Origin of the sequence: Micromonospora sp. TSRI0369 (genome assembly GCF_001905625.1) — a bacterium.
In the GTDB taxonomy this organism is placed as follows: domain Bacteria; phylum Actinomycetota; class Actinomycetes; order Mycobacteriales; family Micromonosporaceae; genus Micromonospora; species Micromonospora echinospora_A.
This window is the reverse complement of record NZ_LIVU01000011.1, coordinates 17,950-39,441: the sequence shown is the minus strand read 5'-3', so window position 1 is coordinate 39,441 and position 21,492 is coordinate 17,950. Positions and strand designations below refer to the sequence as shown.

The window sequence follows — 21,492 nt, the reverse complement described above, 5'->3', positions numbered from 1 at the left end:
TGCTGGTCGTGCCGGCGGACACCGGCGGCACGCTCCCCGGAGCCGGCCTCGTCCCCGCCGCGGGGCGCAACCGCGGCGGGCCCTCGCCGGCCGGCGCCGGTGAGTGTCGGGCGGGCCTGGCCCGCCTCGGATCAGGCGGAAGCTTCGGCCAGGGCGGGTTCCACCTCCGTCCAGGCGGCCCGCTCGGCCGAGCGGGTCACCGCGTCGAGCACGAGCTGGACCTGCAGCGCGTCGGCGAACGACGGAGCCGGGTCGGCGCCGGTGGCGACCGCCTCGACGAAGTCACGCGCCTGGTGGGTGAAGGAGTGCTCGTAGCCGATGATGTGGCCGGGCGGCCACCACGCACCCAGGTACGGATGGTCCGGCTCGGTCACCAGGATCCGGCTGAAGCCCTGCTCGGCGGCGGGCCGGGTGGCGTCCAGGAACTCCAGCTCGTTGAGGCGTTCCAGGTCGAACACGACGCTGCCGCGCGAGCCGTTGATCTCGACCCGCAGCGCGTTCTTACGGCCGGTGGCGAACCGGGTCGCCTCGTACGTGGCCAGCGCTCCCCCGTCGAGCCGGGCCACGAACACCGCCGCGTCGTCCACTGTCACCTGGCCTGTCGCGCTGCCGTTGCCGTCGGCCTGCGCGGCCAGGCCGCTCGACCCGGCGACCAGTGGCCGCTGGCGCACGAACGTCTCGGTCAGCGCGCTGACCCCGGTGATGAGCTGACCGGTGACGTACTGGGTCAGGTCGATGATGTGCGCGCCGATGTCGCCGAGCGCGCCGGAGCCCGCCCTGTCCTTCTGCAACCGCCACACCAGCGGGAACTGCGGGTCGACGATCCAGTCCTGGAGGTAGACCGCCCGGACGTGCCGGATCTCGCCGATCCGCCCGTCGGCCACCAGCTGCCGCATCAGGGCGACCGCCGGCACCCGCCGGTAGTTGAAGCCGCACATCGCGCGTACCCCGGACGCCCGGGCCCGGGCCGCGGCCTCGGTCATCTCCCGGGCCTCGGCGACGCTGTTCGCCAGCGGCTTCTCGCACAGCACGTGCTTGCCCGCGGCGAGCGCGGCGAGCGCTATCTCGCGGTGGCTGTCCCCCGGCGTGCAGATGTCGACCACGTCGATCTCGTCGGACTCGACGAGCCGCCGCCAGTCGGTGGTGTAGCCGTCCCAGCCGAGCCGGTCGGCGGCCTCGGCCACCTTCGGTTCGTCCCGGCCGCAGACGAGCGCCATCCGCACCCGGGCCGGCAGGTCGAACACCCGGTTCACGGTGCGCCACGCCTGGGAGTGCGCGGCGCCCATGAACGCGTAGCCGACCATGCCGACCCGCAGGATGCTGTCGTGACTGGACAAGGTGGGTCTCCCCCCGTGTGTCAGAACCCGAGCTTCAGGTAGTCGCTCGCGTTCTCCTTGGTGATCGTCTCGGAGGCGAGCACGATCTCCTTCGGTACCTGGAGTTCGACCAGGTCGGACATGCCCTTGCCCTGGCCGATCAGGCGGGCCAGGGAGATCGCCGAGGAGGCCATCGACGGGCTGTAGGTGACTGTGGCCTTGAGGACCGTGTTGTCGGCGGCGATGTCCTCCATGGCCTTCTTGGAGCCGGCGCCGCCGACCATGATGAATTCCTTGCGGTTGGCCTGGTTGACCGCGGCGAGCACGCCGATGCCCTGGTCGTCGTCGTGGTTCCAGACCGCGTCGATCTTCGGCAGCGCCTGGAACAGGCCGGTGGCGGCCTGCTGGCCGGAGTCGACTGTGAACTCCGCCGGACGCCGGTTGGCGACCTTGAACCCGTACGAGGCGAGCGTGTCGGCGAACCCCTTCGACCGTTCCTGGGTCAGCTCCAGCGACTCGATGCCGGGGATCTCGCCGATCACCGGGTTGCTCACGCCCTTGGCCTTGAGCTGCTCGGCGATGTAGGTGGCGGCGGCCACCCCCATGCCGTAGTTGTCGCCCTTGATCTGGCACCGGTAGGCGCGCGCGTCCGGGAAGGCCCGGTCCAGGTTCACCACCGGGATGCCGGCCTTCATCGCCTCCAGGCCGAACGCGTTGAGTTCCTTGCCGTCGTGCGGCAGCAGCACGATCACGTCGGGCTTCTGCGAGATCAGCGTGGACAGCGCCGCCCGCTGGGCCGCCGCGTCCGCGCCGGCCTCGACCGACTTCAGCTCCACGTCCTGGTACGCCCCGGCCTGCGCCTTGGCGTTGTTGGTGATGGCGGCGATCCAGCCGTGGTCGGCGGCCGGGGCGGAGAAGCCGATGGTCACCTTCTTGCCCGGCTCGGTGTTGGCGCCGGAACCGGCCGCCTTGGTCTGTGCCTCGGTCGGGCTCTGCTCGTTGCTTGTGCAGCCGGCGAGCAGCACCCCGGCGGAGACCGCGGCCCCGCCGAAGAGCAGCCGGCGGCGGGACAGGTCATGGCGCGGTGTTCTCATGACGCCTCCTGGGATGAGGTGGTGGGGTGGTTTCGGGTGTGGCGGGCCGGACCACCGTCGGTGCGACGGCAGCCGGGGTGTGCGCGGGTGGGGTCAGGTGGTGGTGGCCCGGTTGCGGGCGAGGAACTGGGTGAGACTGCCGAACTGCACCTGCTGGACCAGGACGGCGGCGACGATGATGCCGCCCTTGACCATGTTCTGGGCCTCGGCGGAGAGGTTGTTGATGGCGAACAGGTTGGTGATCGTGGAGAAGATGATCACCCCGAGCAGGGAGCCGATGATCGTGCCCCGCCCGCCGCTGAGCAGCGTGCCGCCGATGATCGCGGCGGCGATCGCGTCCAGCTCGTAGAGGTTGGCCATCGCCGCCTGCGCGGAGGTGGCCTGCGCGGTCAGCATGACCGCGGCGATGCCGCAGCACAGGCCGGACAGCGCGTAGAGGAGCACTGTGTGCCGGCGGACGTTGATGCCGGCCAGCCGGGCCGCCTCCGGGTTGCCGCCGACCGCCACCGTACGGCGGCCGAACGTGGTCCGGTTCAACAGCACCCAGCCGGCCGCCACCACCGCGACCAGGATGTAGACCAGCAGCGGGATGCCGAGCACGTTCGTGCTGGCGATGCCGTTGATGAACGTGTTACCCGACACCTGGGTCTGCTTGTCGGAGATCTCCGCCGCCAGCCCTCGGGCGGCGACGAGCATGGCCAGCGTGGCGATGAACGGCACCAGCCGCCCGTACGAGACGAGCAGCCCGTTGACCACGCCGACGGCGAGCCCGACGGTCAGCGCGGTGAAGATCATGCCGCCCGCGCCGTAGCTCTGCGTGGCCACCGTGGTGCACCAGACCCCGGCCAGCGCGACGATCGCGCCCACCGACAGGTCGATGCCCCCGCCGATGATCACGAAGGTCATGCCGACGGTGACCACGCCGACCACCGAGGCGAGCTTGAGGATGGTGAGCGTGTTGCCCCACACCCAGTTCGGGTCACCGTAGAGGTCGGGGCGGGTCAGGATGCCGATGACCACGAGCACCACGAGCACGGCGAGCAGGCCGAGGTTGCGCTTCGCGCCCTCCCCGCCGTCGCCGCGCCACCAGGAGAGCTTCGCCGGCGCGTCGACCTTGGCGGTCTCCGTCCGCTCCACCGGCGGCGACTGCGCGGGCAGCGAGGTGTCAGTGGCTTCGCTCATGCCGGTGTGCCTTCCATGAGGGACCCCGCCATGACGAGGTCGAGCACGGTGTTCTCGTCCAGTTCGCCGGCCGGCGCCTCGCGGACCACCCGGCCCTCCCGCATCACCAGCACCCGGTCGGCCAGGCCCAGCACCTCGGGCACCTCGCTGGAGACCAGCAGCACCCCGACGCCACGGGCGGCCAGATCGCGGATCACCTGGTACAGCTCGGCGCGGGCGCCCACGTCCACGCCCCGGGTCGGCTCGTCGAGCAGCAGCAGCCGGGTGTCCCCGAGCAGCCACCGCCCGACCACCACCTTCTGCTGGTTGCCGCCGGACAGCGTGCGCACCGGACGCCGAACGTCGCGGGGCCGCAGCTCCAGCGACGCGGCGATCCGGTCCGCCTCGGCGCGTTCCCGTCCCGCGTCGGTGAAGCCGAGGCGGGCGTACCTGCTGAACGTGGCGAGCGTGACGTTGCGGTAGATCGGTTCGCCGAGCAGCAGCGCCTGGCTCTTGCGCTCCTCGGGCGCCATGCCCATCCCGGCGCGCACCGCCGCGCCCACACTGCCGGGGCGCAGCGTCCGGCCGTCCACCCGGACCGTCCCGGCGTGCGCCCGGCGCGCGCCGAAGATGGTCTCCAGCAGCTCCGACCGGCCCGAGCCGACCAGCCCGGCGATGCCGACGATTTCTCCCGCCCGGACCCTGAGCGAGACGTCGGCGAACTCGCCGGGCCGGGTCAGCCCGTCCACCCGCAACAGCTCCGCGCCGCCCCCGTGGTCGGCCGGGCGCTGCGGGAAGACGTACTCGATGGTTCGCCCGGTCATCCGGGCCACCAGGTCGCGGGTCGGCGTCTCTCGGGCCGGCAGGCTCGCCGCCGTGGTCCGGCCGTCCTTGAGTACGGTGACCCGGTCGCCGATCTCGCGGATCTCCTCCAGCCGGTGCGAGATGTAGATGACCGCGATGCCCTGCGCGGTGAGTTCCCGGATGATCCGGAACAGGTTCGCCACCTCGTCGTGGGCCAGCACCGCGCTCGGCTCGTCCATGATGATCAGCCGGGCCTCGTGGGACAGCGCCCGGGCCATGCTGACGATCTGCTTGCCGGCGGCGGGCAGGTGCCGCACCAGCCGTCCCGGCGGGATCTCCGGGTGGCCGAGCCGGGCCAGGATCTGCCGGGTACGCCGGGCCATGTGCCCCCGCCGGACGAAGCCGAACCGGCGCGGCTCGTGGCCGAGGAACGCGTTCTCCGCCACCGACAGGTCGTCGACCAGGTCGAGTTCCTGGTAGATCGTCGCGATGCCGGCGCGCATGGCGGCCTGCGGGTTGGCGAACGCCGCCGGTTCGCCCCGCCACACGACCTCGCCGGAGTCCGGCCGGTGCACCCCGGCCAGCACCTTGATCAGGGTGGACTTGCCGGCGCCGTTCTGCCCCAGCAGGCAGTGCACCTCGCCGGCCCGCACCTCCAGTTGCACGCCGTCGAGCGCGCGTACCCCCGGGAACGTCTTGACGACGTCGGCGAGGCGCAGCACGACCTCGCCCGCGACGGCGTCGGCGGGCGCCTCGACCAGTGGTTTGCCGGTGTCGCTCATGCTGCCTCCCCGAACGCGAGGTCGCTCGCCAGCACGGCCGCGCCGGCGACGCCGGCGCGCGGGCCCAGCTCGGACAGGACGACCGGCAGGTTGCCGGTGGCCAGCGGCAGCGAGCGGCGGTAGACCACGCTGCGGATCTCGGCGAGCAGGATGTGGCCGAGCTGGGCCAGCCCGCCGCCGATCACGATCATCGACGGGTTGGTGAAGCTGACCAGCCCGGCCAGGACGCTGCCGACCCGCCGACCGCCGTCGCGGATGAGCTGGATGCAGGAGACGTCCCCCTCGATCGCCCCCTGCGCCACGTCGAGCGCCGTGACTACACCGCGGGCGGCGAACCGCTCGGCCAGCGCCGGGGAGACCTCGGTGCGGGCCGCGACAGTCGCCTCCCGGGCCAGCGCGGCGCCGCTGAACACCGCCTCCAGGCAGCCGACGTTGCCGCAGGAGCACATCGGACCGTTCGGGTCGACCTGGATGTGGCCGATGTCCCCGGCGCAGCCGTCGGTGCCCCGGTAGACCTCGCCGTGCAGGTAGATGCCGCAGCCGATCCCGGTGCCGATCTTGATGAACAGGAAGTCGTCGACCGAGTGGGCGACGCCGCCGTGCCGCTCCCCGATCGCCATGATGTTGACGTCGTTGTCCACCACCGCCGGGCAGCCGTGCTCACGGGTGAGCAGCTCGCGGACCGGGAACCGGTCCCACCCCGGCATGATCGGCGGGGAGACCGGCACGCCGTCGCGGAAGCTCACCGGCCCCGGCACGCCGATGCCGACCGCGTCGAGCCGCTCGTACGCGCCGTCCACCTTGGCCTTGTGCAGCAGCTCGTTGACGCGCTGGAGCGTCACCTTCGGGCCGGAGCGGATGTCGGCGGACTCGGTGTAGGCGGCCACCGGCTCCAGCCGGCCGTTGACCACCTCCACGTCGATCGAGCTGGCGCCCAGGTCGACAGCGGCGAACCGCAGGTGCGGGCTCAGCTCGACAAGGGTGGAGCGCCGCCCGCCCCGGGAGGCGGCCAGCCCGGCCTCGGCCACGTACCCGAGGGAGACGAGCCGTTCCAGCTCGGCGAGCAGGCGCGGGCGGGGCATCTGGAGGCGGTCGCCGAGTTCGGCGCGGGACACCGCGCCCTCGTCCCGGAGCAGCCGCAGAAGCCGTACGTGCAGGGGGTCGACCGTCCGCACCGGCAGTCACCTCCGCATCGGAAGTCCGTCACATCGACAGCGGCGATGTGTGTTGTGTCCGACACAGTAGGAGCCTTCCGGGCCGCATGTCCATAGCTTCGGCACGCCTGATGCAAACTTTTGTCCATACGAACAAAAGAAGCTCCGGATCATGAAAACGCGCCGCCCCGCCCGAGGACGTCCGGGCGGGGCGGCGCGGTGTGCGGCCAGCGATCAGTGGTGGGAGGACGTGTTGCCCTTCTTGCGCAGCTTGCGGTCGTCGCGCAGCTCGACGTAGGGCTCCTCGTCGGCCGGGTGCCCGGCCGCGATGGCGCGGCTGCGCTCCAACTCGGCGTCGAACTCCGCGCCGAGCAGGATCGCCACATTGCTCAGCCAGAGCCAGACCAGGAAGATGATCACGCCGGCGACCGCGCCGTACGTCTTGTTGTACGAGCCGAAGTTGCTGACGTAGAGCGCGAAGAGGCCGGACACCACGAGCCAGAGCACCACCGCGAGCACGCCGCCTGGACTGACCCAGCGGAAGCCGCCGTGCCGGGCGTTCGGCGAGGCCCAGTAGAGGATCGCGAACATCAGGCTCACCAGCACCAGCAGGACCGGCCACTTGGCGATGTTCCACACGGTGACGGCTGTCGAGCCGAGCCCGATCGCGTTTCCGGCCTGCTCGGCCAGGCCGCCGGTGAACACCACGATCACGGCGCTGATCAGCAGCATCACGCCGATCACCGCGGTCACGCCGAGGCGTACCGGCAGCGTCTTCCAGATCGGCCGGCCCTCCGGCACGTCGTAGATGCTGTTCGAGGCGCGCATGAACGCGGCGATGTAGCCGGATGCGGACCAGAAGGCCGCGATCAGACCGATGACAGCCGCGATGCTGGCCAGCCCGCCGGACTGGCCGGCCTGGTCGATGGCGCTCTCGATGATCTTGCGGATGTTCTCCTCCGGCACCGCCTGCCCGACGGTGTCCCGGACCCCCTCCGTGGCCCGGTCGCCGAGCAGGCCGAGCAGCGAGATCAGCACCAGGACGCCCGGGAAGATGGAGAGCACGCCGTAGTAGGTGAGCGCGGCGGCCCAGTCGGTCAGGCTGTCGTCCTGGAACTCCCGGACGGTCCGCTTGAGCGTCGCCATCCAGCCCGTCGCCGTCAGATCGGTCGGGCTGTCCGGACCGTCGTCCGGGCCCACCGGCCCCGTGTGGTCGCGCCCGTCGCGGGCGGGAGCCTCGTCGGCGGCCATCGCACCTCCTCGTCGCTCGTCGTCAGGCACGACATGCCCTGACCGGGGCGGCGATAACCCCCCGTCGGCAAAACCGGCCCGTCCGCCGCCGCCCCGCTCCCACTCCCGCCCTCCGCTCTGCATCCATCGGCGCACATGGTCACGCAGCGTGTCCGTCGCTCCGGCGGTTGCAGAGCAAGACGGGCGGGCGCCGCACCCCGCACCCGCCCGGACGGCACGCACGGCCGAAGATCGCGGCGAGTCGCCTTCCCCCCGGGCCACCACTCGCCACCATCTCCACGACGGTCACGAGGAGTGGAACCGCATGGGTGTCAAAAGGCGGTGGAGACACCCATGGCGTTCCACTCCGCCGTGCCCGCCGGCCACCGGCGCGCGGCGGGTCCGGCTCGCGGGCGGCGCCTGCGCCATTTCGGCGAAGCGGCGGGGTCGGCGCACGACCGATGCCGCCACCTCGGCGAAGTGGCGGCGGTCGCGCGGTTCCGGCCCACGAATCGCGTCCCCGGCGCGCTCCGCGGACGCGGCGGCATCCGGAAACCCGCCCGCCCCGGGAGAGCAGCCGCCCGGGACCGGCAGCGGCGAGAGGCAATACACCCTGAGTGACGACGGCCGATCAGCGAACCAGTTCTTCATCGTTGGAAAATCACCTGGAAGTTCGCTGGGAAGAGATTGCGGAAGCGCCCTTCGCCCGTCGGCGAAGCGGTCGCGAAACAGATTCAGAAATCTGTTTGACGGGTGAACCATTCCCCATTCCGTCACTCATTGCAATCACGTTAAGCAATGTTCCCAACGCGCGCGCAATTCGCGTATCGTGCCCCCTCGTGCCGCCCGTTCGCCCCTCCGACGAGACTCCCCCGAAACCCCGGCCGCCCTCCGGCGGACGACCGGGGTCCGATGTGGACGCCGAGGTGGTGTCGCTCCCGCCGGACGAGGGCAGCGTCGCCGGTCCGGAGTGGTCCGACGACGGGCCGGGCGAGACGCACCACCACAGCCGTGCCCTGCCGCACCACACCCCGGCGGAGACGCGGGACCACACTCCGGCCGGGACGCACGACGCCCCGGACGAGGCGCACGACACCCCGGATCAGGCCCACCAGGACGCTCGCGAACTGGCCGCCCGGTTCGAGGAGGAGAAGCCGGGACGGGTGCTCGCCGGAGGAGTCGGCTTCCTCTTCACCGGCGTCACCGTCGCGGTCGGGCTGCTGACGCTCTGGCAGGTGTTCTTCCCGCTGGCCCAGGGCAGCAAGTACTACCTCATCTTCTTCCTCGCCGGCATCCTGCCGATGGTGTTCCTCGCGTACCCCTCGGGGGTGCGGCTGCGGAGCACCAAGGCCGGCACGGACGACACGCACGACACGGACGACGCGGACGACCGGCGCGGACCCACGCCCGTGGACTGGCTGCTGGCCCTCGCCGCGCTCGTGGTCTGCCTCTACCCGGTGCTGCCGGTCGCCATCGGCGCGGGCGGCGGCGGGTACGACGCCTTCCTGGACCGGCAGGGCCTGCTGGATCCGCTGGACGTGGCGTTCGGCACCGGCCTGCTGCTATTGCTGCTGGAGGCGTGCCGGCGCACCACGGGATGGATCCTGCCGGCGGTCTGCGTGCTGTTCCTCGGATACGGCTACTACGGCGGGCTGCTGCCGCAGGCCTGGCCGGTGGCGCACGCGGGGCTCGACTTCGGGCAGCTCGTCGACGCGTTCTACAACTCCGACAGCGGCTTCTACGGCACGCCGCTCGACGTGGCCGCCTCGTACATCGTGCTGTTCACCATCTACGGCGCGGTGCTCGACCTGTCCGGCGCGGGCCGGTTCTTCGTGGAGCTGTCCGCCGCCGCGTTCCGCCGCTCCCGTACGGCCGCCGGGCGCACCGCCGTCGCGTCGGGCTTCCTGCTCGGCACGGTCTCCGGCTCCGGCGCCGCCACCACCGTCAGCATCGGCGCGGTGACCTGGCCCATCCTGCGCCGCGCCGGCTACCCGGCCGAGCGCGCGGGCGGCATGCTCGCCGCCGCCGGCGTCGGTGCGATCCTGTCCCCGCCCACGCTCGGCGCCGCCGCGTTCATCATCGCCGAGTACCTGGGCGTGTCCTACCTCCAGGTGCTCGGCTGGGCCACGGTGCCGACGATCCTCTACTACCTGGGCATCCTGCTCTCCGTCGAGATCGACGCCCGGCGCTCCGGGGTCCGGCCGGTGGTCATCGACACCGGCTCGGCATGGCGGCTGCTGGCCCGCTTCGGCTACCACTTCCTCTCGCTCCTCGTGATCATCGTGGTGCTGGCGCTCGGCGCGTCGGCGATGCGCGCGGTGGTCATCGCCACCGTCATCGCCGCCGTGCTGTCCTTCCTGGACCGGCGGCACCGGCTCACGCCGGCCCGGCTGGTGGCGGCGCTGCGCGACGGCGTACGCGGGGTGCTCGCGGTGAGCGCCGTGTGCGCCGCGGCCGGCATCATCACCGCCACCACCACGAAGACCGGGCTCGGGCCGCAGGCCGCCTCGCTGCTGATCGGCGGCGCGCAGGCGGTCAGCTCGGAGCCCGCGGTGGTGCTGGCGCTGACCGCGGTGCTCGCCGCTGTCGCGCTCAGCCTGCTGGGGCTCGCGGTGCCGGTCACCGCGTCGTTCGTCATCGGCTGGGTGATCATCGGCCCGGCGCTGCTGGACCTGGGCGTCGCCGCGCCCGCCGCGGCCATGTTCGTCTTCTACTTCGCGGTGCTGTCCGAGGTCTCGCCGCCGACCGCGCTCGCAGCGGTCGCCGCCGCCGCCGTCACCGGCGGCCGCCTGGTGCCGACCATGTGGCAGACCCTGCGGTACGCGCTGCCGGCGTACCTGATCCCGCTGGCCTTCGTGATCACGCCGACCGGCCTCGGGCTGCTCGGCATCGGCGGGGTCGGCCGGATCGTGACAGCCGGTCTGGTCTCCGCGCTCGGCGTGGCGGTGCTGGCGGTCGCGGCCGGCGGCTGGCTGCCCGGCGTGGGCCCGGCCGGCGTGCCGGAGCGGATCGTCGGCGCGGTCGCCGGGCTGGTGCTGCTCTGGCTGGAACCACTGCCCATGGCGATCGGCGCGGCGCTCGCCGCGCTCGCGGTCGCGGGCGTGTACGTCCGACGTGGCGCCGCCGGGCACGCCGGCCGCCCGGCGGTCGAAAAATCCGTGGACCTTGGGGAGGAGAGAGAGTGGGACGTATCGACGCGAGGATAGTGGCGGGCGTCGGGGCACTTGTCCTGGTCGCCGCCGGTGCCGCCGGCTGCGGGGGCCGTCAGGACGGCGCGACGAAGGACGACGCTGCCCGCGAGGTCAGCTGCAAGGTCACCAAGGACACCCGGGTCGGCATCGCCACCGGCAACGCCACCGGCGTCTACTACGTGGTCGGCAACGCGCTCGCCGGTGAGCTGAGCAAGACCACCGACGGCAAGCTCACCGGGACGGCGGCGGAGACCGGCGCCTCGGTGCAGAACGTCGAACAGCTCGTCGCCGGCCAGTACGACGTGGCGTTCTCGCTGTTCGACACCGCTGTCAACGCGGTGCAGGGCAAGGGAAGCTTCACCGCGCCGCAGCCGGTCAAGGCGCTGGCCCGGATCTACGACAACTACACCCAGGTGGTCGTACGGGCCGACGCGGGCATCACGTCGGTGGCCGACATGAAGGGCAAGAAGATCTCCACCGGCTCGCCGAAGTCCGGCACCGAGGTCATCGCCAACCGGCTGCTCACCGCCGCCGGGCTGGACCCGGCCAAGGACGTCCAGGCGCAGCGGCTGGACCTCACCAAGACGGTCGACGGCATGAAGGACGGCAGCATCGACGGCTTCTTCTGGTCCGGCGGCGTGCCGACCGGCGGGGTCACCGACCTGTTCACCACGTCCGGCGACAAGGTGAAGTTCGTCGACATCAGCCCGCTGCTGCCGAAGATGGCCGAGCTGAACCCGGCGTACCAGGCGGGCACCATCGGCAAGGACATCTACCGGACCTCGGCCGACGTGCCCACCATCGTGGTGCCGAACGTGCTGCTGGTGCGGGAGAACCTCGACGCCGACGTGGCCTGCGCGATCACCCGGACGGTCTTCGACTCCAAGGACGCCCTGGCCCAGGCGAACCCGGCGGCGAAGGGCATCGAGCTGGGCAACGCCCGCAAGACCGACCCGGTGCCGCTGCACCGCGGCGCGGAGCGGGCACTGAGCGACCTCGGCGCGAGCTGACCTGAACGGGCCGGGTCCGGACGCGCGTCCGGGCCCGGCCCGCCCGACCCGACCCGGAGACCCCCGTGCCGCTGCCCCATCCGGCTCGCGTACGCCGGCACCACCGCTCCGCGGACCGCACCGGACGCCTCCGCTCGGTCCGCGTCCAACTGCTGGCCCCGATCCTGGTCGCCACGGCCGGCCTGGTCGTGCTCGGCGGGGCGCAGACCGACGCCGCGCTGGACGCGTCCGCCGACGCCGACCGGGCCCGCGTGCTCGCCGGCACCGCCACCGCGACCGTACGCCTGGTGCACGAGCTGGAACGCGAGCTCGGCGAGACGGCCGCGCTACGCCAGCGTGGCGGCACGTCCGGCCGACCGCTCGTGGACGCGCAGCGGCGCCGGGTGGACACCGCTGCCGAGCGGTACCGCGCGGCGCAGGGTGACGCCCGCCGGGCCGCACCCAACCTGACAGCCGTGCTCAACGACGCCAGCCGGCGCCTGGACAAGCTCGCGCCCACCCGGGAGCAGGCGGTGGCCGGCGCGGACGCCGATCCGGCATACGTGTCGCTCGTGGAGTCCCTGCTCGCGGTCGCGGACGCGCTGCCGAGCCAGCTGCGCGACGCCGACCTGGCCAACCAGGCCCGCGAGGTGGCTTCGGTGGCCGCCCAGGAACACCTCTCCGCGCTGGAACGCGACCTGCTGCGGGCGGTGTTCGTCAGGGGCGGACTGGAACGCGGCGAGCTGGCCCGGCTGGGCCGGCTGCGGGGTGCCCGGGAGCAGCGGCAGGCCGAGTTCCTGCGGATCGCCGCCGGGCCGGCGAGGACCGCCTGGTACCGCGTGGTCGACGGCGCGGACGTGACAGCGGCCCGGCGGATGCGCGACACGGTGCTCGACACCGACGGCACGCCGGAGGCGCTGAAGACCGACGGTGACGCCTGGTACGTGGCGCAGAGCGGCACGATCCGCCGGTACAACCTGCTCGGCCGGGACCTGTCCGACGGGCTGGACCGGGACGCGGCCGACCTGGCCGCCGCGGCCCGGCTGCGCGCGGTGCTGACCGCCGGGGCGACGAGCACCGTCGCGCTCGGCTCGCTCGTCACCGCCGTGCTGCTGGCGGTGCGCACCAGCCGCCGGTTGCGCCGGCTGCGGGTGGCCGCGCTGACCATGGCGAACCGGGAACTGCCGGAGCGGATCACCGCGATCGCCGCGGGCGAGCGGGCGCCGGCCGACGGTCCGGCGACCCGGATGACCGACGGGATCCGGCGGGGTCAGGACGAGGTGGCGCAGGTCGCCGAGGCGTTCGACACGGTGAACCGGGCCGCGCTGCGGCTCGCCGGGCAGCAGGCCGAGTTGCGGCTGGACGTGACCCGGATGGCGGAGGCGCTGGCCCGGCGCATCCGTACGCTCATCACCCGGCAGTTGCGGCTGCTCGACGACTTCGAACGCGAGGAGACCGACCCGGACGCGCTGGCCCGGCTCTTCGCGCTGGACCACCTCGCCGCCCGGCTTCGGCGCAACGGGGAGAACCTGCTGGTCCTCGCCGGTGGCGAGCCGGGCCGGGGGCACGAGGGCGCGTTGCTGCTGGACGACGTGGCACGGGCGGCTGCCTCCGAGATCGAGGACTACCCGCGGGTGGAGATCGACGTGCCGACCGCGGCGGTGCACGGCGCGGCGGCCGGCAACCTGGTGCACCTGCTGGCCGAGTTGCTGGAGAACGCCACCGTCTACTCGCCACCGGAGGCGCGGGTGCTGGTGGACGGCCGGCGCACCGTCGACGGGCTGGTGCTGCGCGTGCACGATCAGGGCATCGGCATCAGCGAGAGCCGGCTGGCCGAGATCAACGAACGGCTCGCCGCGCCGGCGATGCTCTCCAGCGCCGCCGCCGGCAGCATGGGCCTGCACGTGGTGGCCCACCTGGCGGCCCGGCACGGGATCCGGGTGCAGTTGCACAACCCCGGCGCCGGCACTGTGGCGCAGGTGGACGTACCGGAGTCGGTGCTGACCCGGGTCGAGTCGGTGGCGTCCCGGCCGCCGGCCGAGCGGCGCCCGCACGGGCGCGGCGCGCCGTGGTTCAAGAACGCGCCTGTCCTGCGGCCGCAGGTCGGTTCCCGCGACCTGGTCACCAGCGCCCCGGCGGCCGGAGGGCCGGTGCGCGGCGTCGCCACGGTACGGGCGCCGGGTGGCGCGCTGCTGGCGCCGAGCGCGGCGCGGATGCGGCCGGTGAGCGTGCCCCCGGCGCCGGTGTCGACCACCGCCGCCGGGCTGCCCCGGCGGCCGCTGGGCGGGCACCTGCCGGGGTCGATGCCGCCCGCCGCCGCGCCGCCGCCCGCGACCGACCTGCTCGACCCCGAAGTGGTACGCGCCCGGCTGTCCGCCCTCGCCGAGGGGGTGGCCAGCGCGACGCGCCGTGCCCCGAACACCACACCACCCAACGGGAGAAGACCATGAACCCACCCGCTTCCACCGGGCTCGACTGGCTGCTGGCGAACTTCGCCGAGCAGGTGCCGGACGTCTCGCACGCGCTCGCGGTCTCCGAGGACGGGCTGCGGTTGGCGTCGTCGCCGGATCTCTCCACGGACCAGGTCGACCAGCTCTCGGCGGTGATCAGCGGCCTGGCGAGCCTGACGGTGGGCGCGGCGCGGCTGATGTCCGCCGGCCGGGTGCGCCAGCAGATCGTCGACATGGACGGCGGTGTGATGCTGGTGATGGCGGTCGGCGAACGGGCGCTGCTCGGCGTGCTGGCCGCGCCCGGCTGCGATCTGGGCCAGATCGGTTACGAGACGGCGACGCTGGTGCAGCGGGTGGCGGAGGCGCTGGAACCGGCGGTCCGCCGGTGAGCCGCCGCCCGGTGCGGCTGGTGGCGGCGCTGCTGGCGACGGTGCTGGTGGCCGGCTGCGGCGCCGAGGACACCACTCCGCAGGCGTGGCACGGGGGGCGGATCTTCCTGGCCACCGGCAACACCACGGGGGTCTACTACCAGCTCGGCGGCGGGTACGCCGACCTGATCACCCGGCACGTGCCCGGGTACGAGGCGCGCGCGGAGCCGACCGGCGCGTCGGTGGAGAACATCACCCGGGTGGCCAGCGGCGACATGGAGATCGCGTTCAGCCTGGCCGACACGGCGGCGGACGCGGTCGACGGCCGCGGGGCGTTCGACAAGCAGCCGCAGCCGGTACGTGCGCTGGCCCGCGTCTACAGCAACTACACGCACGTGATCGTCCGTACCGACGGCAAGATCGAGAGCTTCACCGACCTGCGCGGCAAGCGCGTCTCGACCGGTTCGCCGAAGTCCGGGACCGACATCATCGCCGGGCGTCTGCTCACCGCCGGCGGCATCGACCCGAACACCGGTATCCAGCGGCTCAACCTGTCGTTGCCGGAGACGGTCAAGCGGATGCGGGCGAACACCCTGGACGCCATGTTCTTCTCCGGCGGCCTGCCCACGCCCGGCGTGAAGGACCTGCTCTCCTCCGCGCCCGGGAAGTTCCGGCTGCTGCCGCTGAACGAGCTGATCGAGCCGTTGGGCGCCCGGTTCGGCGGCGTCTACACCACCGCCACGCTGCCGAAGGAGGTCTACGGCACGGCGGCGCCGACGCCCACCATCACGGTGGCGAACGTGATCCTGGTGGCGGCGGACATGCCGGAGCAGCTCGCGTACGACCTGACCCGGGTGCTCTTCACCTGGCAGGGCGACCTGATCCAGGTGCACCCGGAGGCGGCGAACTTCAACCGGGCCAGCGCGGCCGCGACCGGCCCGATCCCGCTGCACCCGGGCGCGGCCCGGTTCTACCGCGACGGCGGCTGAGCGCGGGGCGGTCCCCTACGGCGTCCAGTCGCGCCGCAGCAGGCCGTAGAGCGCCATGTCGGCGAAGCCGTCGCCGTCGTACCCGCGTTCCCGCAGGGTGCCCTCGTGGACGAAGCCGCACCGCTCGGCGGTACGCCGCATCGCCGTGTTGCCGGCCAGCGTCTCGATCTCCAGGCGCCGCAGGTTGCGGTTGCGGAAGCCGTACCGGCAGAGCAGCCGGATCACGTCGGTGCCGTGACCCTGGCCGCGCGCCTCGGGCAGCAGCGTGATGCCGAGGTGGGCGAACCCGTTGAACGCGTTGATCCCCCACAGCGTGCCGGCGCCGAGGAACGTGCCGTCGGCGACGGTCTCGGCCAGCAGCGACACCGAGGACCGGGCGTCCGGCTGCTCGCCGGCGCGCTTTTCCAGCCGGGCCCGGACCTGGCCCACGTGCTGCGGCAGGAACGGCTCGTCGTCGGTGACCAGGTGCAACTCCGGATCGCTGTCCAGGCGGAAGATGGCCGGCGCGTCGTCGGGGGTGGGCGGGCGCAGCCGGACGCGCTCGGTGGCGAACATCCCGCGACGCTAACCGCGCGACTGTGAGGTCGACAATCGGATTTGGTCCCCTACCGGCCCGGGCGACGTGACGCCGGGACCGGACCCGCCCGGGTCGTCGCGCTCTTCCTCGACGGCGCCCGCCCACGTGCCTAAACTAAGGACTTAGCTAACCGAGGAGGTTGCGCCATGTCGGCCGAGGCTGTGCACTACAACATGCATGATGCCAAGACTCATCTGTCGCGCATCATCGAGCGGGTGGAACGCGGCGAAGAGATCATCATCGACCGGGCGGGCACCCCCGTGGCGAAGGTCGTACCGCTGGTGCGCCGGACCGACCGCACGGCGATCGGCTCCCTCGCGGGGCAGGTGGACCTCTCGGGTGACTGGGACTCGCCTCAGACCAACGCCGAGATCGCCGCCGACTTCGGGATCGGCGCATGACCCTGCTGCTGGACACCCACGTCGCGCTCTGGGCCATCACCGGCGACGCCACCCTCGGCGTCGAGTTCCTCGACCGGCTACGCCACGACCCCGATGTCTTCCTCTCCCCGGTCAGCCTCTGGGAGATCACCATCAAGCAGCAGGCGGGAAAGCTCTCCGGTCCTCCCGACCTCGCGGAACGGGTGCGGGACATGGGGTTCCGTGAACTCCCGGTGACCCACGACCACGCCATCACCGCAGGCCGCCTGCCGCCGCATCACCGTGATCCGTTCGACCGCATGCTGGTGGCGCAGGCGGTCACGGAGAACCTGACCCTGGCCACCCGCGACGCCTCCATCCCGCTCTACGAGGTCGACGTCCTCAAGGTGTAGACCTCAGACGTCGGCGGGCGTGGTGGCGGCCCGCGCCGCCGCTACCAGCCGGGCGGTCTCGGCGGCCACGTCCTCGTCGTCCGCGGGCGTCCCCGGGTCGTAGCGGACCGTCCAGGTCAGGCCGTCGACCCCGGGCACCCGCCGGGCCGCGATCCGGCCGGAGCCGCCGGGCATCTCGTGGTGCGAGGTGTACGCCACCGAGCCGGTGACCCGGTCCCGGACCTGGTGCGGCAGGTCACCCGGGTCGACGAGCAGGTACGTCTCGGGGTGGCTGTCCGCCACCACCAGGTATCCGTCGCGCTCGGCGACCGGCTCGGCCGGGGTGACTGTCAGTTCCCGGCCGGACCAGACCGCCTTGAGGATGTCGTGCCAGCCGAGGCGGTCCACCCGGCCGGGCAGCCAGAGCCCGCGGTTGCTGGCGACCAGCACGCCGTCGTTGCCGCCCTCGCCGGTGCCGGCGGCGGCCCAGGCGAGCACCCGCTCGTCGGCGGCCAGCGGCGGCCGGTCGGCCGACGGGAGTTTCGGCCGGCGGTTGAACAGTCCCATCACAATCCTCCGGCGGCCTGCTCGCGCAGTGCCCGTGCGTGCTGTTCCAGCGAGAGCAGTTCCCCGAACAGGGCGAAGTACTCGTCCTTGTTGCTCACCGGGTTGACCCGCTGGATCTTCGACTTGAGGTCACGGATGCGGCCGGTGACCGAACTCCACTGGAGCCGCGCCATGGTGATCGAGACGTACCTCGGGTCCGGCTCGCCGTCGATGCGCAGCGGCTCCACCGCCAGCTCACCGATGAGCGCCTGCCCGGCCAGGTCGTCGCAGGCGTCGCGGACCCGCTCGATCCAGACCGCACCGCCGGTGGCGGCGGACGCGCCGCCCGCCGCGGCCACTGCGGCGCGTACCGAGACGTGCACCGGGTGCTGGTAGTCGGTCACCTCGACCGCGTCGAACATCGGACCGGCCAGCACCGGCTCCTGCAACGCCAGCTTCAACGCCTCCCGCTCCACCATGGACCGAGGGCTGTCCACACTGGGCGCATTCCGGCCGGGGCGCGCGGACGCGGCAGGCGTACCGGGTGCCGGTTGCCCGTTCGCCGCGCCGAGCACCGCGCGCTGCACGGGCTCGATCTCCATGCCGAGGTCACCGGCGAGTTTGCGCACGTACTCCGGGCGCTTCTCCCGGTCCTTGATCTTCGCTACGAGAGGCGCGGCGCGGCGCATGGCCTCGACCCGGCCGTCGACGGTGTCCAGGTCGAACCGGCTGATCACGTGCCGGAGGGCGAAGTCGACGAGCGGTTCACGGCGGGCCACCAGGTCGCGCACGGCCAGGTCGCCCTTGGCCAGGCGCAGCTCGCACGGGTCCATGTTGTCGGGGCTGACCGCGATGAACGTACGCCCGACGAAGCGCTGGTCGTCCTCGAACGCACGCAGCGCGGCCTTCTGACCGGCGGCGTCACCGTCGAAGGTGAAGATGATCTCGCCGGCCCGCTCGTCGCTGTCGAACAGCACCCGGCGCAGCACCGAGATGTGGTCGCCGCCGAACGCCGTGCCGCAGGTCGCCACCGCTGTCGGCACGTCGGCGAGGTGACAGGCCATCACGTCGGTGTAGCCCTCGACCACCACCACCTTGCCCTGCTTGGCGATCTCCCGCTTGGCCTGGTCGATGCCGTAGAGGACGTGCGACTTCTTGTAGATCGGCGTCTCGGGGGTGTTCAGGTATTTCGGGCCGTCGTCGTCGTCGAAGAGCTTGCGGGCGCCGAAGCCGATCACATCACCGGTGATGTCCCGGATCGGCCACATCAGGCGGCGGCGGAACCGGTCGATCAGCGAACCGGAGCGGGCCGGGCGGGACAGGCCGCCGGTGACCAGCTCGTCGTGGGTGAAGCCCTGCTGGCGCAGGTGCTTGGTGAGCAGGTCCCACCCGTCGGGGGCGAAGCCGCAGCCGTACCGCTCGGCGGCGGCCCGGTCGAAGCCGCGCCCGGCGAGGAACTCGCGGGCCGGGCGGGCGCCGGCGGTGGTGAGCTGGGCCCGGTAGAACTCGACGGCGGCGGCGTGCGCGGCCACCAGGCGCTGCCGCTGCCCCTGCTGCGGGCGGGCACGCGGCGTGGACCGGTCTTCCTCGACGTAGCGCAACTGGATGCCGGCGCGGTCGGCCAGCCGCTCCACCGACTCGACGAAGCTGAGGTGCTCGGCGTCCATCAGGAACTTGATCGCGTCGCCGCCGACCCCGCAGCCGAAGCAGTAGAACACGTTGCGGGCGGGCGAGACGTTGAACGACGGGCTCTTCTCGTCGTGGAACGGGCAGAGCCCCTTGAGGTTGCCGCCGCCAGCCGACTTGAGCGTCACCACCTCGGAGATGACGTCCGCGATGGCGGTGCGCTCGCGGACCAGCGCGATGTCCTCGTCCCGGATCCGCCCCGCCATGACCGCCACCCCCTCGGCGTACATCCTGCCCTGCCGGACCGACGTTCCGGCGGCCGGGGGGACGGGCGTGTGGCCGACCTCGCCCGCCCGCCGGCTCAGGCCGAGCGGGCGGCGGCGGGGTCGCCGATGCGCGGGAACGGCTCGATGGAGAAGACCACCTCGACCGGCACCTCGAAGTACGCGGCGATGCGCAGCGCCAGGTGCAGGCTGGGCCGGAACTCGCCACGCTCCAGGTAACCGACGGTCTGGTAGTGCACACCGAGCGCGTCGGCGAGCTGCCGCCGGGAGATGCCCCGTTCGGCGCGCAGCACCGCGATCCGGTTGTGCACGGTCTCGCTCATCGACGCCCTCTCATCCGACCCGCTGCATGGCCCGCTCCCGCCGGGCCGCGACCCGCGAGCCGGACTCCCGGCGGGCCATCCGGCGCAGCACCACCGGGGCCAGCACGAGCCCGAGCACCGCCCAGGCGCCGAGCACGCCGACCGTCTCCAGGTGCCGCCAGGAGCCGCCGAGTTCGACAGCCGCCAGGTCGCCCGGGAGCAGCGCCGAGCGCATGCCCAAGCCTAGCCAGTAGAGCGGGAACACCTGGGCGACGCCCTGGAGCCAGCCGGGCAGGCCGTTGATCGGATAGAAGATGCCGGACAGGGCGATGAGACCGAAGATCGGCATCACCACCAGGCCCATGTTGCGCGGGTTCTCGATCAGTGAGCCGATCACCGCGCCCAGCGGCAGCGTCGCCACCAGTCCGAGCGGCACCACCCAGGCGAGCGTGAGCCAGGCGCCGGGGTCGCCGAGCCGCAGCCCGTCGAGGAAGAACAGGCCGGGGGTGAGCTGGATGACCACGCCGATCAGCGCGACCGCCGAGACCAGCACGATCTTGCCGACCAGATAGCCGAGCATGCCGTCCGGGATGGCCTTGGCGCGCAGCAGCGTGCCGTCCTCCCGGTCGATGACGAGCTGGTTGGCCAGCCCGAGCAGACCGCCGAAGAGCAGGCCCATGCCGAGCGCGCTGGGCAGCGTACGGGCGCCGAGGGAGAAGTCCGTGCCGGGCACCGTCGAGCCGCGCATCCAGAACACGGCGACCAGCAGCACCACTGTGGGGAAGAAGTAGGTCCAGAGATCCTGGCCGTTGGTGAACGTGGCGCGCAGCTCGATCACGCCGCGCCGCAGCCCGGCCCGCAGCGCGTTGGTGGTCGGGTTCATCGGTTCGCCTCCTGCTGCCACACCCGCTCGGTCCGGCCGGTACGGATGCCGGTCTCCTCCTCGTGCACCAGCGTCAGGTACGCGTCCTCCAGGCTGGCCCGGCGCACCTCCAGCTCGCGTATCCGGTCTCCGTGTTCGCGGAGCAGGTCGCGCAGGAACGCGGTGGCGTCGGCGGTGGCGTGCACGTACCGCTCGCCGTCGCGGGTCCAACGGACCTCGGCGTCCCCGGCGACGCGCCGGGCAAGCTGGTCCGGTGAGCCCTCGGCGATGATCCGGCCGCCGGCCAGGATGAGGATGCGGTCGGCCAGCTTCTCCGCCTCGGCCAGGTCGTGCGTGGTCAGCATGATCGTGGTCTCGTCCAGGTCGGCCAGGCGGTGCACCAGCTCGTGGAACTCGCGCCGCGCGGCCGGGTCGAAGCCGACAGTCGGCTCGTCCAGGAAGAGCAGTTCCGGCCGGCCGACGATGCCGACCGCCACGTCGAGGCGTCGGCGCTGGCCACCGGAGAGCCTGGCCACCCTGCTGCCGGCGTGCGCGCTCAGCCCGACGGTCTCCAGCAGGTCGTCCACGGGCCACGGGCGCGGGATCCGGTCGGTGGCGTACGGCGCGTAGAAGTCGCCGAGGTGGGCGAGCAGGTCCCGCACCCGCCACTTGCCGTGGTCGCGCCAGGACTGGAGCACCACGCCCAGCCGCGCGCGCCACCGCTCGTCGCCGCGGGCCGGGTCGACGCCGAGCACCCGTACCGTGCCGGCCGAGGGCAGCCGGAAGCCTTCGAGGATCTCGATGGTGGTGGTCTTGCCCGCGCCGTTGGGCCCGAGCAGCGCCAGCACCTCGCCCCGCCGGGCGGTGAGGTCGACGCCGTGCAGCACGTCGACGGCGCCGTAGCGCATGCGCAGATCCCGCACGTCGAGGACGAGATCCTCGTCGGGAGGTCGGGGGGACGCGACGGCCCCCGGGAGTTCGACCGCAGTCATGCCCCGGAATGTAGCATCCCTACT

At 72.6% G+C, this 21,492-nt stretch carries 19 protein-coding genes; 7 read left to right on the top strand and 12 right to left on the bottom strand.

Going from position 1 to position 21,492, the window contains the following annotated elements:
* Window positions 1-131: 131 nt before the first annotated feature.
* The 6 genes from AMK25_RS27120 to AMK25_RS27095 form a co-directional block, all read right to left on the bottom strand.
* Complete coding sequence (locus tag AMK25_RS27120) at window positions 132-1,304, bottom strand: Gfo/Idh/MocA family protein (RefSeq protein ID WP_443189931.1); 1,173 nt, start codon at window positions 1,302-1,304, stop codon at window positions 132-134.
* Between the two features lie 53 nt (window positions 1,305-1,357).
* A complete protein-coding gene (locus AMK25_RS27115; RefSeq protein ID WP_073831219.1) occupies window positions 1,358-2,410 on the bottom strand; it encodes a substrate-binding domain-containing protein in 1,053 nt (350 codons plus the stop codon).
* 93 nt (window positions 2,411-2,503) lie between these two features.
* Window positions 2,504-3,592, bottom strand: coding sequence for an ABC transporter permease (locus AMK25_RS27110; RefSeq protein ID WP_073831218.1), 1,089 nt, complete (start codon window positions 3,590-3,592; stop codon window positions 2,504-2,506).
* Entirely contained in the window at window positions 3,589-5,157 is a 1,569-nt protein-coding gene (locus tag AMK25_RS27105; protein ID WP_073831217.1) for a sugar ABC transporter ATP-binding protein, read from the bottom strand. The genes AMK25_RS27110 and AMK25_RS27105 overlap by 4 nt, the downstream gene beginning before the upstream one ends.
* On the bottom strand, window positions 5,154-6,332 hold the full coding sequence (locus tag AMK25_RS27100; protein ID WP_073831216.1) for an ROK family protein: 1,179 nt from the start codon (window positions 6,330-6,332) through the stop codon (window positions 5,154-5,156). Before AMK25_RS27100 ends, AMK25_RS27105 begins: the two co-directional genes overlap by 4 nt.
* Before the next feature lie 213 nt (window positions 6,333-6,545).
* On the bottom strand, window positions 6,546-7,562 hold the full coding sequence (locus AMK25_RS27095) for a YihY/virulence factor BrkB family protein (RefSeq protein WP_143194798.1): 1,017 nt from the start codon (window positions 7,560-7,562) through the stop codon (window positions 6,546-6,548).
* Between the two features lie 905 nt (window positions 7,563-8,467).
* Between AMK25_RS27095 and AMK25_RS27090 the strand changes: the two genes are divergently transcribed.
* The 5 genes from AMK25_RS27090 (at window position 8,468) to AMK25_RS27070 (ending at window position 15,528) form a co-directional block, all read left to right on the top strand.
* Window positions 8,468-10,747, top strand: coding sequence for a TRAP transporter permease (locus AMK25_RS27090; RefSeq protein ID WP_241826505.1), 2,280 nt, complete (start codon window positions 8,468-8,470; stop codon window positions 10,745-10,747).
* Window positions 10,723-11,742, top strand: a complete 1,020-nt coding sequence (locus tag AMK25_RS27085) for a TAXI family TRAP transporter solute-binding subunit (RefSeq protein ID WP_073831213.1) — start codon at window positions 10,723-10,725, stop codon at window positions 11,740-11,742. Before AMK25_RS27090 ends, AMK25_RS27085 begins: the two co-directional genes overlap by 25 nt.
* A 65-nt stretch (window positions 11,743-11,807) precedes the next feature.
* The gene (locus AMK25_RS27080; RefSeq protein ID WP_073831212.1) at window positions 11,808-14,171 is read left to right on the top strand and encodes a sensor histidine kinase; all 2,364 of its coding nucleotides are present in this window, start codon (window positions 11,808-11,810) and stop codon (window positions 14,169-14,171) included.
* Window positions 14,168-14,560: a roadblock/LC7 domain-containing protein gene (locus AMK25_RS27075; protein ID WP_073831211.1), complete on the top strand. Its 393-nt coding sequence runs from the start codon at window positions 14,168-14,170 to the stop codon at window positions 14,558-14,560. Before AMK25_RS27080 ends, AMK25_RS27075 begins: the two co-directional genes overlap by 4 nt.
* Complete coding sequence (locus AMK25_RS27070) at window positions 14,557-15,528, top strand: TAXI family TRAP transporter solute-binding subunit (protein WP_073831210.1); 972 nt, start codon at window positions 14,557-14,559, stop codon at window positions 15,526-15,528. The genes AMK25_RS27075 and AMK25_RS27070 overlap by 4 nt, the downstream gene beginning before the upstream one ends.
* A gap of 15 nt (window positions 15,529-15,543) precedes the next feature.
* Here the strand turns inward: AMK25_RS27070 and AMK25_RS27065 are convergent, their stop codons facing one another.
* Window positions 15,544-16,083: a GNAT family N-acetyltransferase gene (locus AMK25_RS27065; RefSeq protein ID WP_073831209.1), complete on the bottom strand. Its 540-nt coding sequence runs from the start codon at window positions 16,081-16,083 to the stop codon at window positions 15,544-15,546.
* A gap of 168 nt (window positions 16,084-16,251) precedes the next feature.
* On the opposite strand from AMK25_RS27065, the gene AMK25_RS27060 reads away from it, so the two are divergent.
* Window positions 16,252-16,506, top strand: a complete 255-nt coding sequence (locus AMK25_RS27060; RefSeq protein WP_043329066.1) for a type II toxin-antitoxin system Phd/YefM family antitoxin — start codon at window positions 16,252-16,254, stop codon at window positions 16,504-16,506.
* Window positions 16,503-16,877, top strand: coding sequence for a type II toxin-antitoxin system VapC family toxin (locus AMK25_RS27055; RefSeq protein WP_073831208.1), 375 nt, complete (start codon window positions 16,503-16,505; stop codon window positions 16,875-16,877). The genes AMK25_RS27060 and AMK25_RS27055 overlap by 4 nt, the downstream gene beginning before the upstream one ends.
* Before the next feature lie 3 nt (window positions 16,878-16,880).
* Here AMK25_RS27055 and AMK25_RS27050 read toward each other — a convergent pair whose 3' ends face one another.
* The 5 genes from AMK25_RS27050 to AMK25_RS27030 all read right to left on the bottom strand — a co-directional run bounded on the left by AMK25_RS27050 (window position 16,881) and on the right by AMK25_RS27030 (window position 21,468).
* Window positions 16,881-17,423: a hypothetical protein gene (locus AMK25_RS27050; RefSeq protein WP_073831207.1), complete on the bottom strand. Its 543-nt coding sequence runs from the start codon at window positions 17,421-17,423 to the stop codon at window positions 16,881-16,883.
* Window positions 17,423-19,318: a DNA primase gene (dnaG, locus tag AMK25_RS27045; RefSeq protein ID WP_073831206.1), complete on the bottom strand. Its 1,896-nt coding sequence runs from the start codon at window positions 19,316-19,318 to the stop codon at window positions 17,423-17,425. Before dnaG ends, AMK25_RS27050 begins: the two co-directional genes overlap by 1 nt.
* A 71-nt stretch (window positions 19,319-19,389) precedes the next feature.
* Window positions 19,390-19,635 carry a helix-turn-helix transcriptional regulator gene (locus tag AMK25_RS27040; RefSeq protein ID WP_013287928.1) on the bottom strand — a complete coding sequence of 82 codons (246 nt, stop codon included), beginning with the start codon at window positions 19,633-19,635 and terminating at the stop codon, window positions 19,390-19,392.
* Between the two features lie 10 nt (window positions 19,636-19,645).
* Window positions 19,646-20,497 (bottom strand): ABC transporter permease, encoded by an 852-nt coding sequence (locus tag AMK25_RS27035; protein WP_073831205.1) that lies wholly within the window; start codon window positions 20,495-20,497, stop codon window positions 19,646-19,648.
* Window positions 20,494-21,468 (bottom strand): ABC transporter ATP-binding protein, encoded by a 975-nt coding sequence (locus AMK25_RS27030; protein WP_073831204.1) that lies wholly within the window; start codon window positions 21,466-21,468, stop codon window positions 20,494-20,496. The genes AMK25_RS27035 and AMK25_RS27030 overlap by 4 nt, the downstream gene beginning before the upstream one ends.
* Window positions 21,469-21,492: the final 24 nt, after the last annotated feature.

Coding starts and splice junctions, on each gene's coding strand:
- AMK25_RS27120 (WP_443189931.1), bottom strand. CDS start 1,304: ATGGTCGGCTACGCGTTCATGGGCGCCGCGCACTCCCAGGCGTGGCGC.
- AMK25_RS27115 (WP_073831219.1), bottom strand. CDS start 2,410: ATGAGAACACCGCGCCATGACCTGTCCCGCCGCCGGCTGCTCTTCGGC.
- AMK25_RS27110 (WP_073831218.1), bottom strand. CDS start 3,592: ATGAGCGAAGCCACTGACACCTCGCTGCCCGCGCAGTCGCCGCCGGTG.
- AMK25_RS27105 (WP_073831217.1), bottom strand. CDS start 5,157: ATGAGCGACACCGGCAAACCACTGGTCGAGGCGCCCGCCGACGCCGTC.
- AMK25_RS27095 (WP_143194798.1), bottom strand. CDS start 7,562: ATGGCCGCCGACGAGGCTCCCGCCCGCGACGGGCGCGACCACACGGGG.
- AMK25_RS27075 (WP_073831211.1), top strand. CDS start 14,168: ATGAACCCACCCGCTTCCACCGGGCTCGACTGGCTGCTGGCGAACTTC.
- AMK25_RS27065 (WP_073831209.1), bottom strand. CDS start 16,083: ATGTTCGCCACCGAGCGCGTCCGGCTGCGCCCGCCCACCCCCGACGAC.
- AMK25_RS27060 (WP_043329066.1), top strand. CDS start 16,252: ATGTCGGCCGAGGCTGTGCACTACAACATGCATGATGCCAAGACTCAT.
- AMK25_RS27055 (WP_073831208.1), top strand. CDS start 16,503: ATGACCCTGCTGCTGGACACCCACGTCGCGCTCTGGGCCATCACCGGC.
- AMK25_RS27050 (WP_073831207.1), bottom strand. CDS start 17,423: ATGGGACTGTTCAACCGCCGGCCGAAACTCCCGTCGGCCGACCGGCCG.
- dnaG (WP_073831206.1), bottom strand. CDS start 19,318: ATGTACGCCGAGGGGGTGGCGGTCATGGCGGGGCGGATCCGGGACGAG.
- AMK25_RS27040 (WP_013287928.1), bottom strand. CDS start 19,635: ATGAGCGAGACCGTGCACAACCGGATCGCGGTGCTGCGCGCCGAACGG.
- AMK25_RS27035 (WP_073831205.1), bottom strand. CDS start 20,497: ATGAACCCGACCACCAACGCGCTGCGGGCCGGGCTGCGGCGCGGCGTG.
- AMK25_RS27030 (WP_073831204.1), bottom strand. CDS start 21,468: ATGACTGCGGTCGAACTCCCGGGGGCCGTCGCGTCCCCCCGACCTCCC.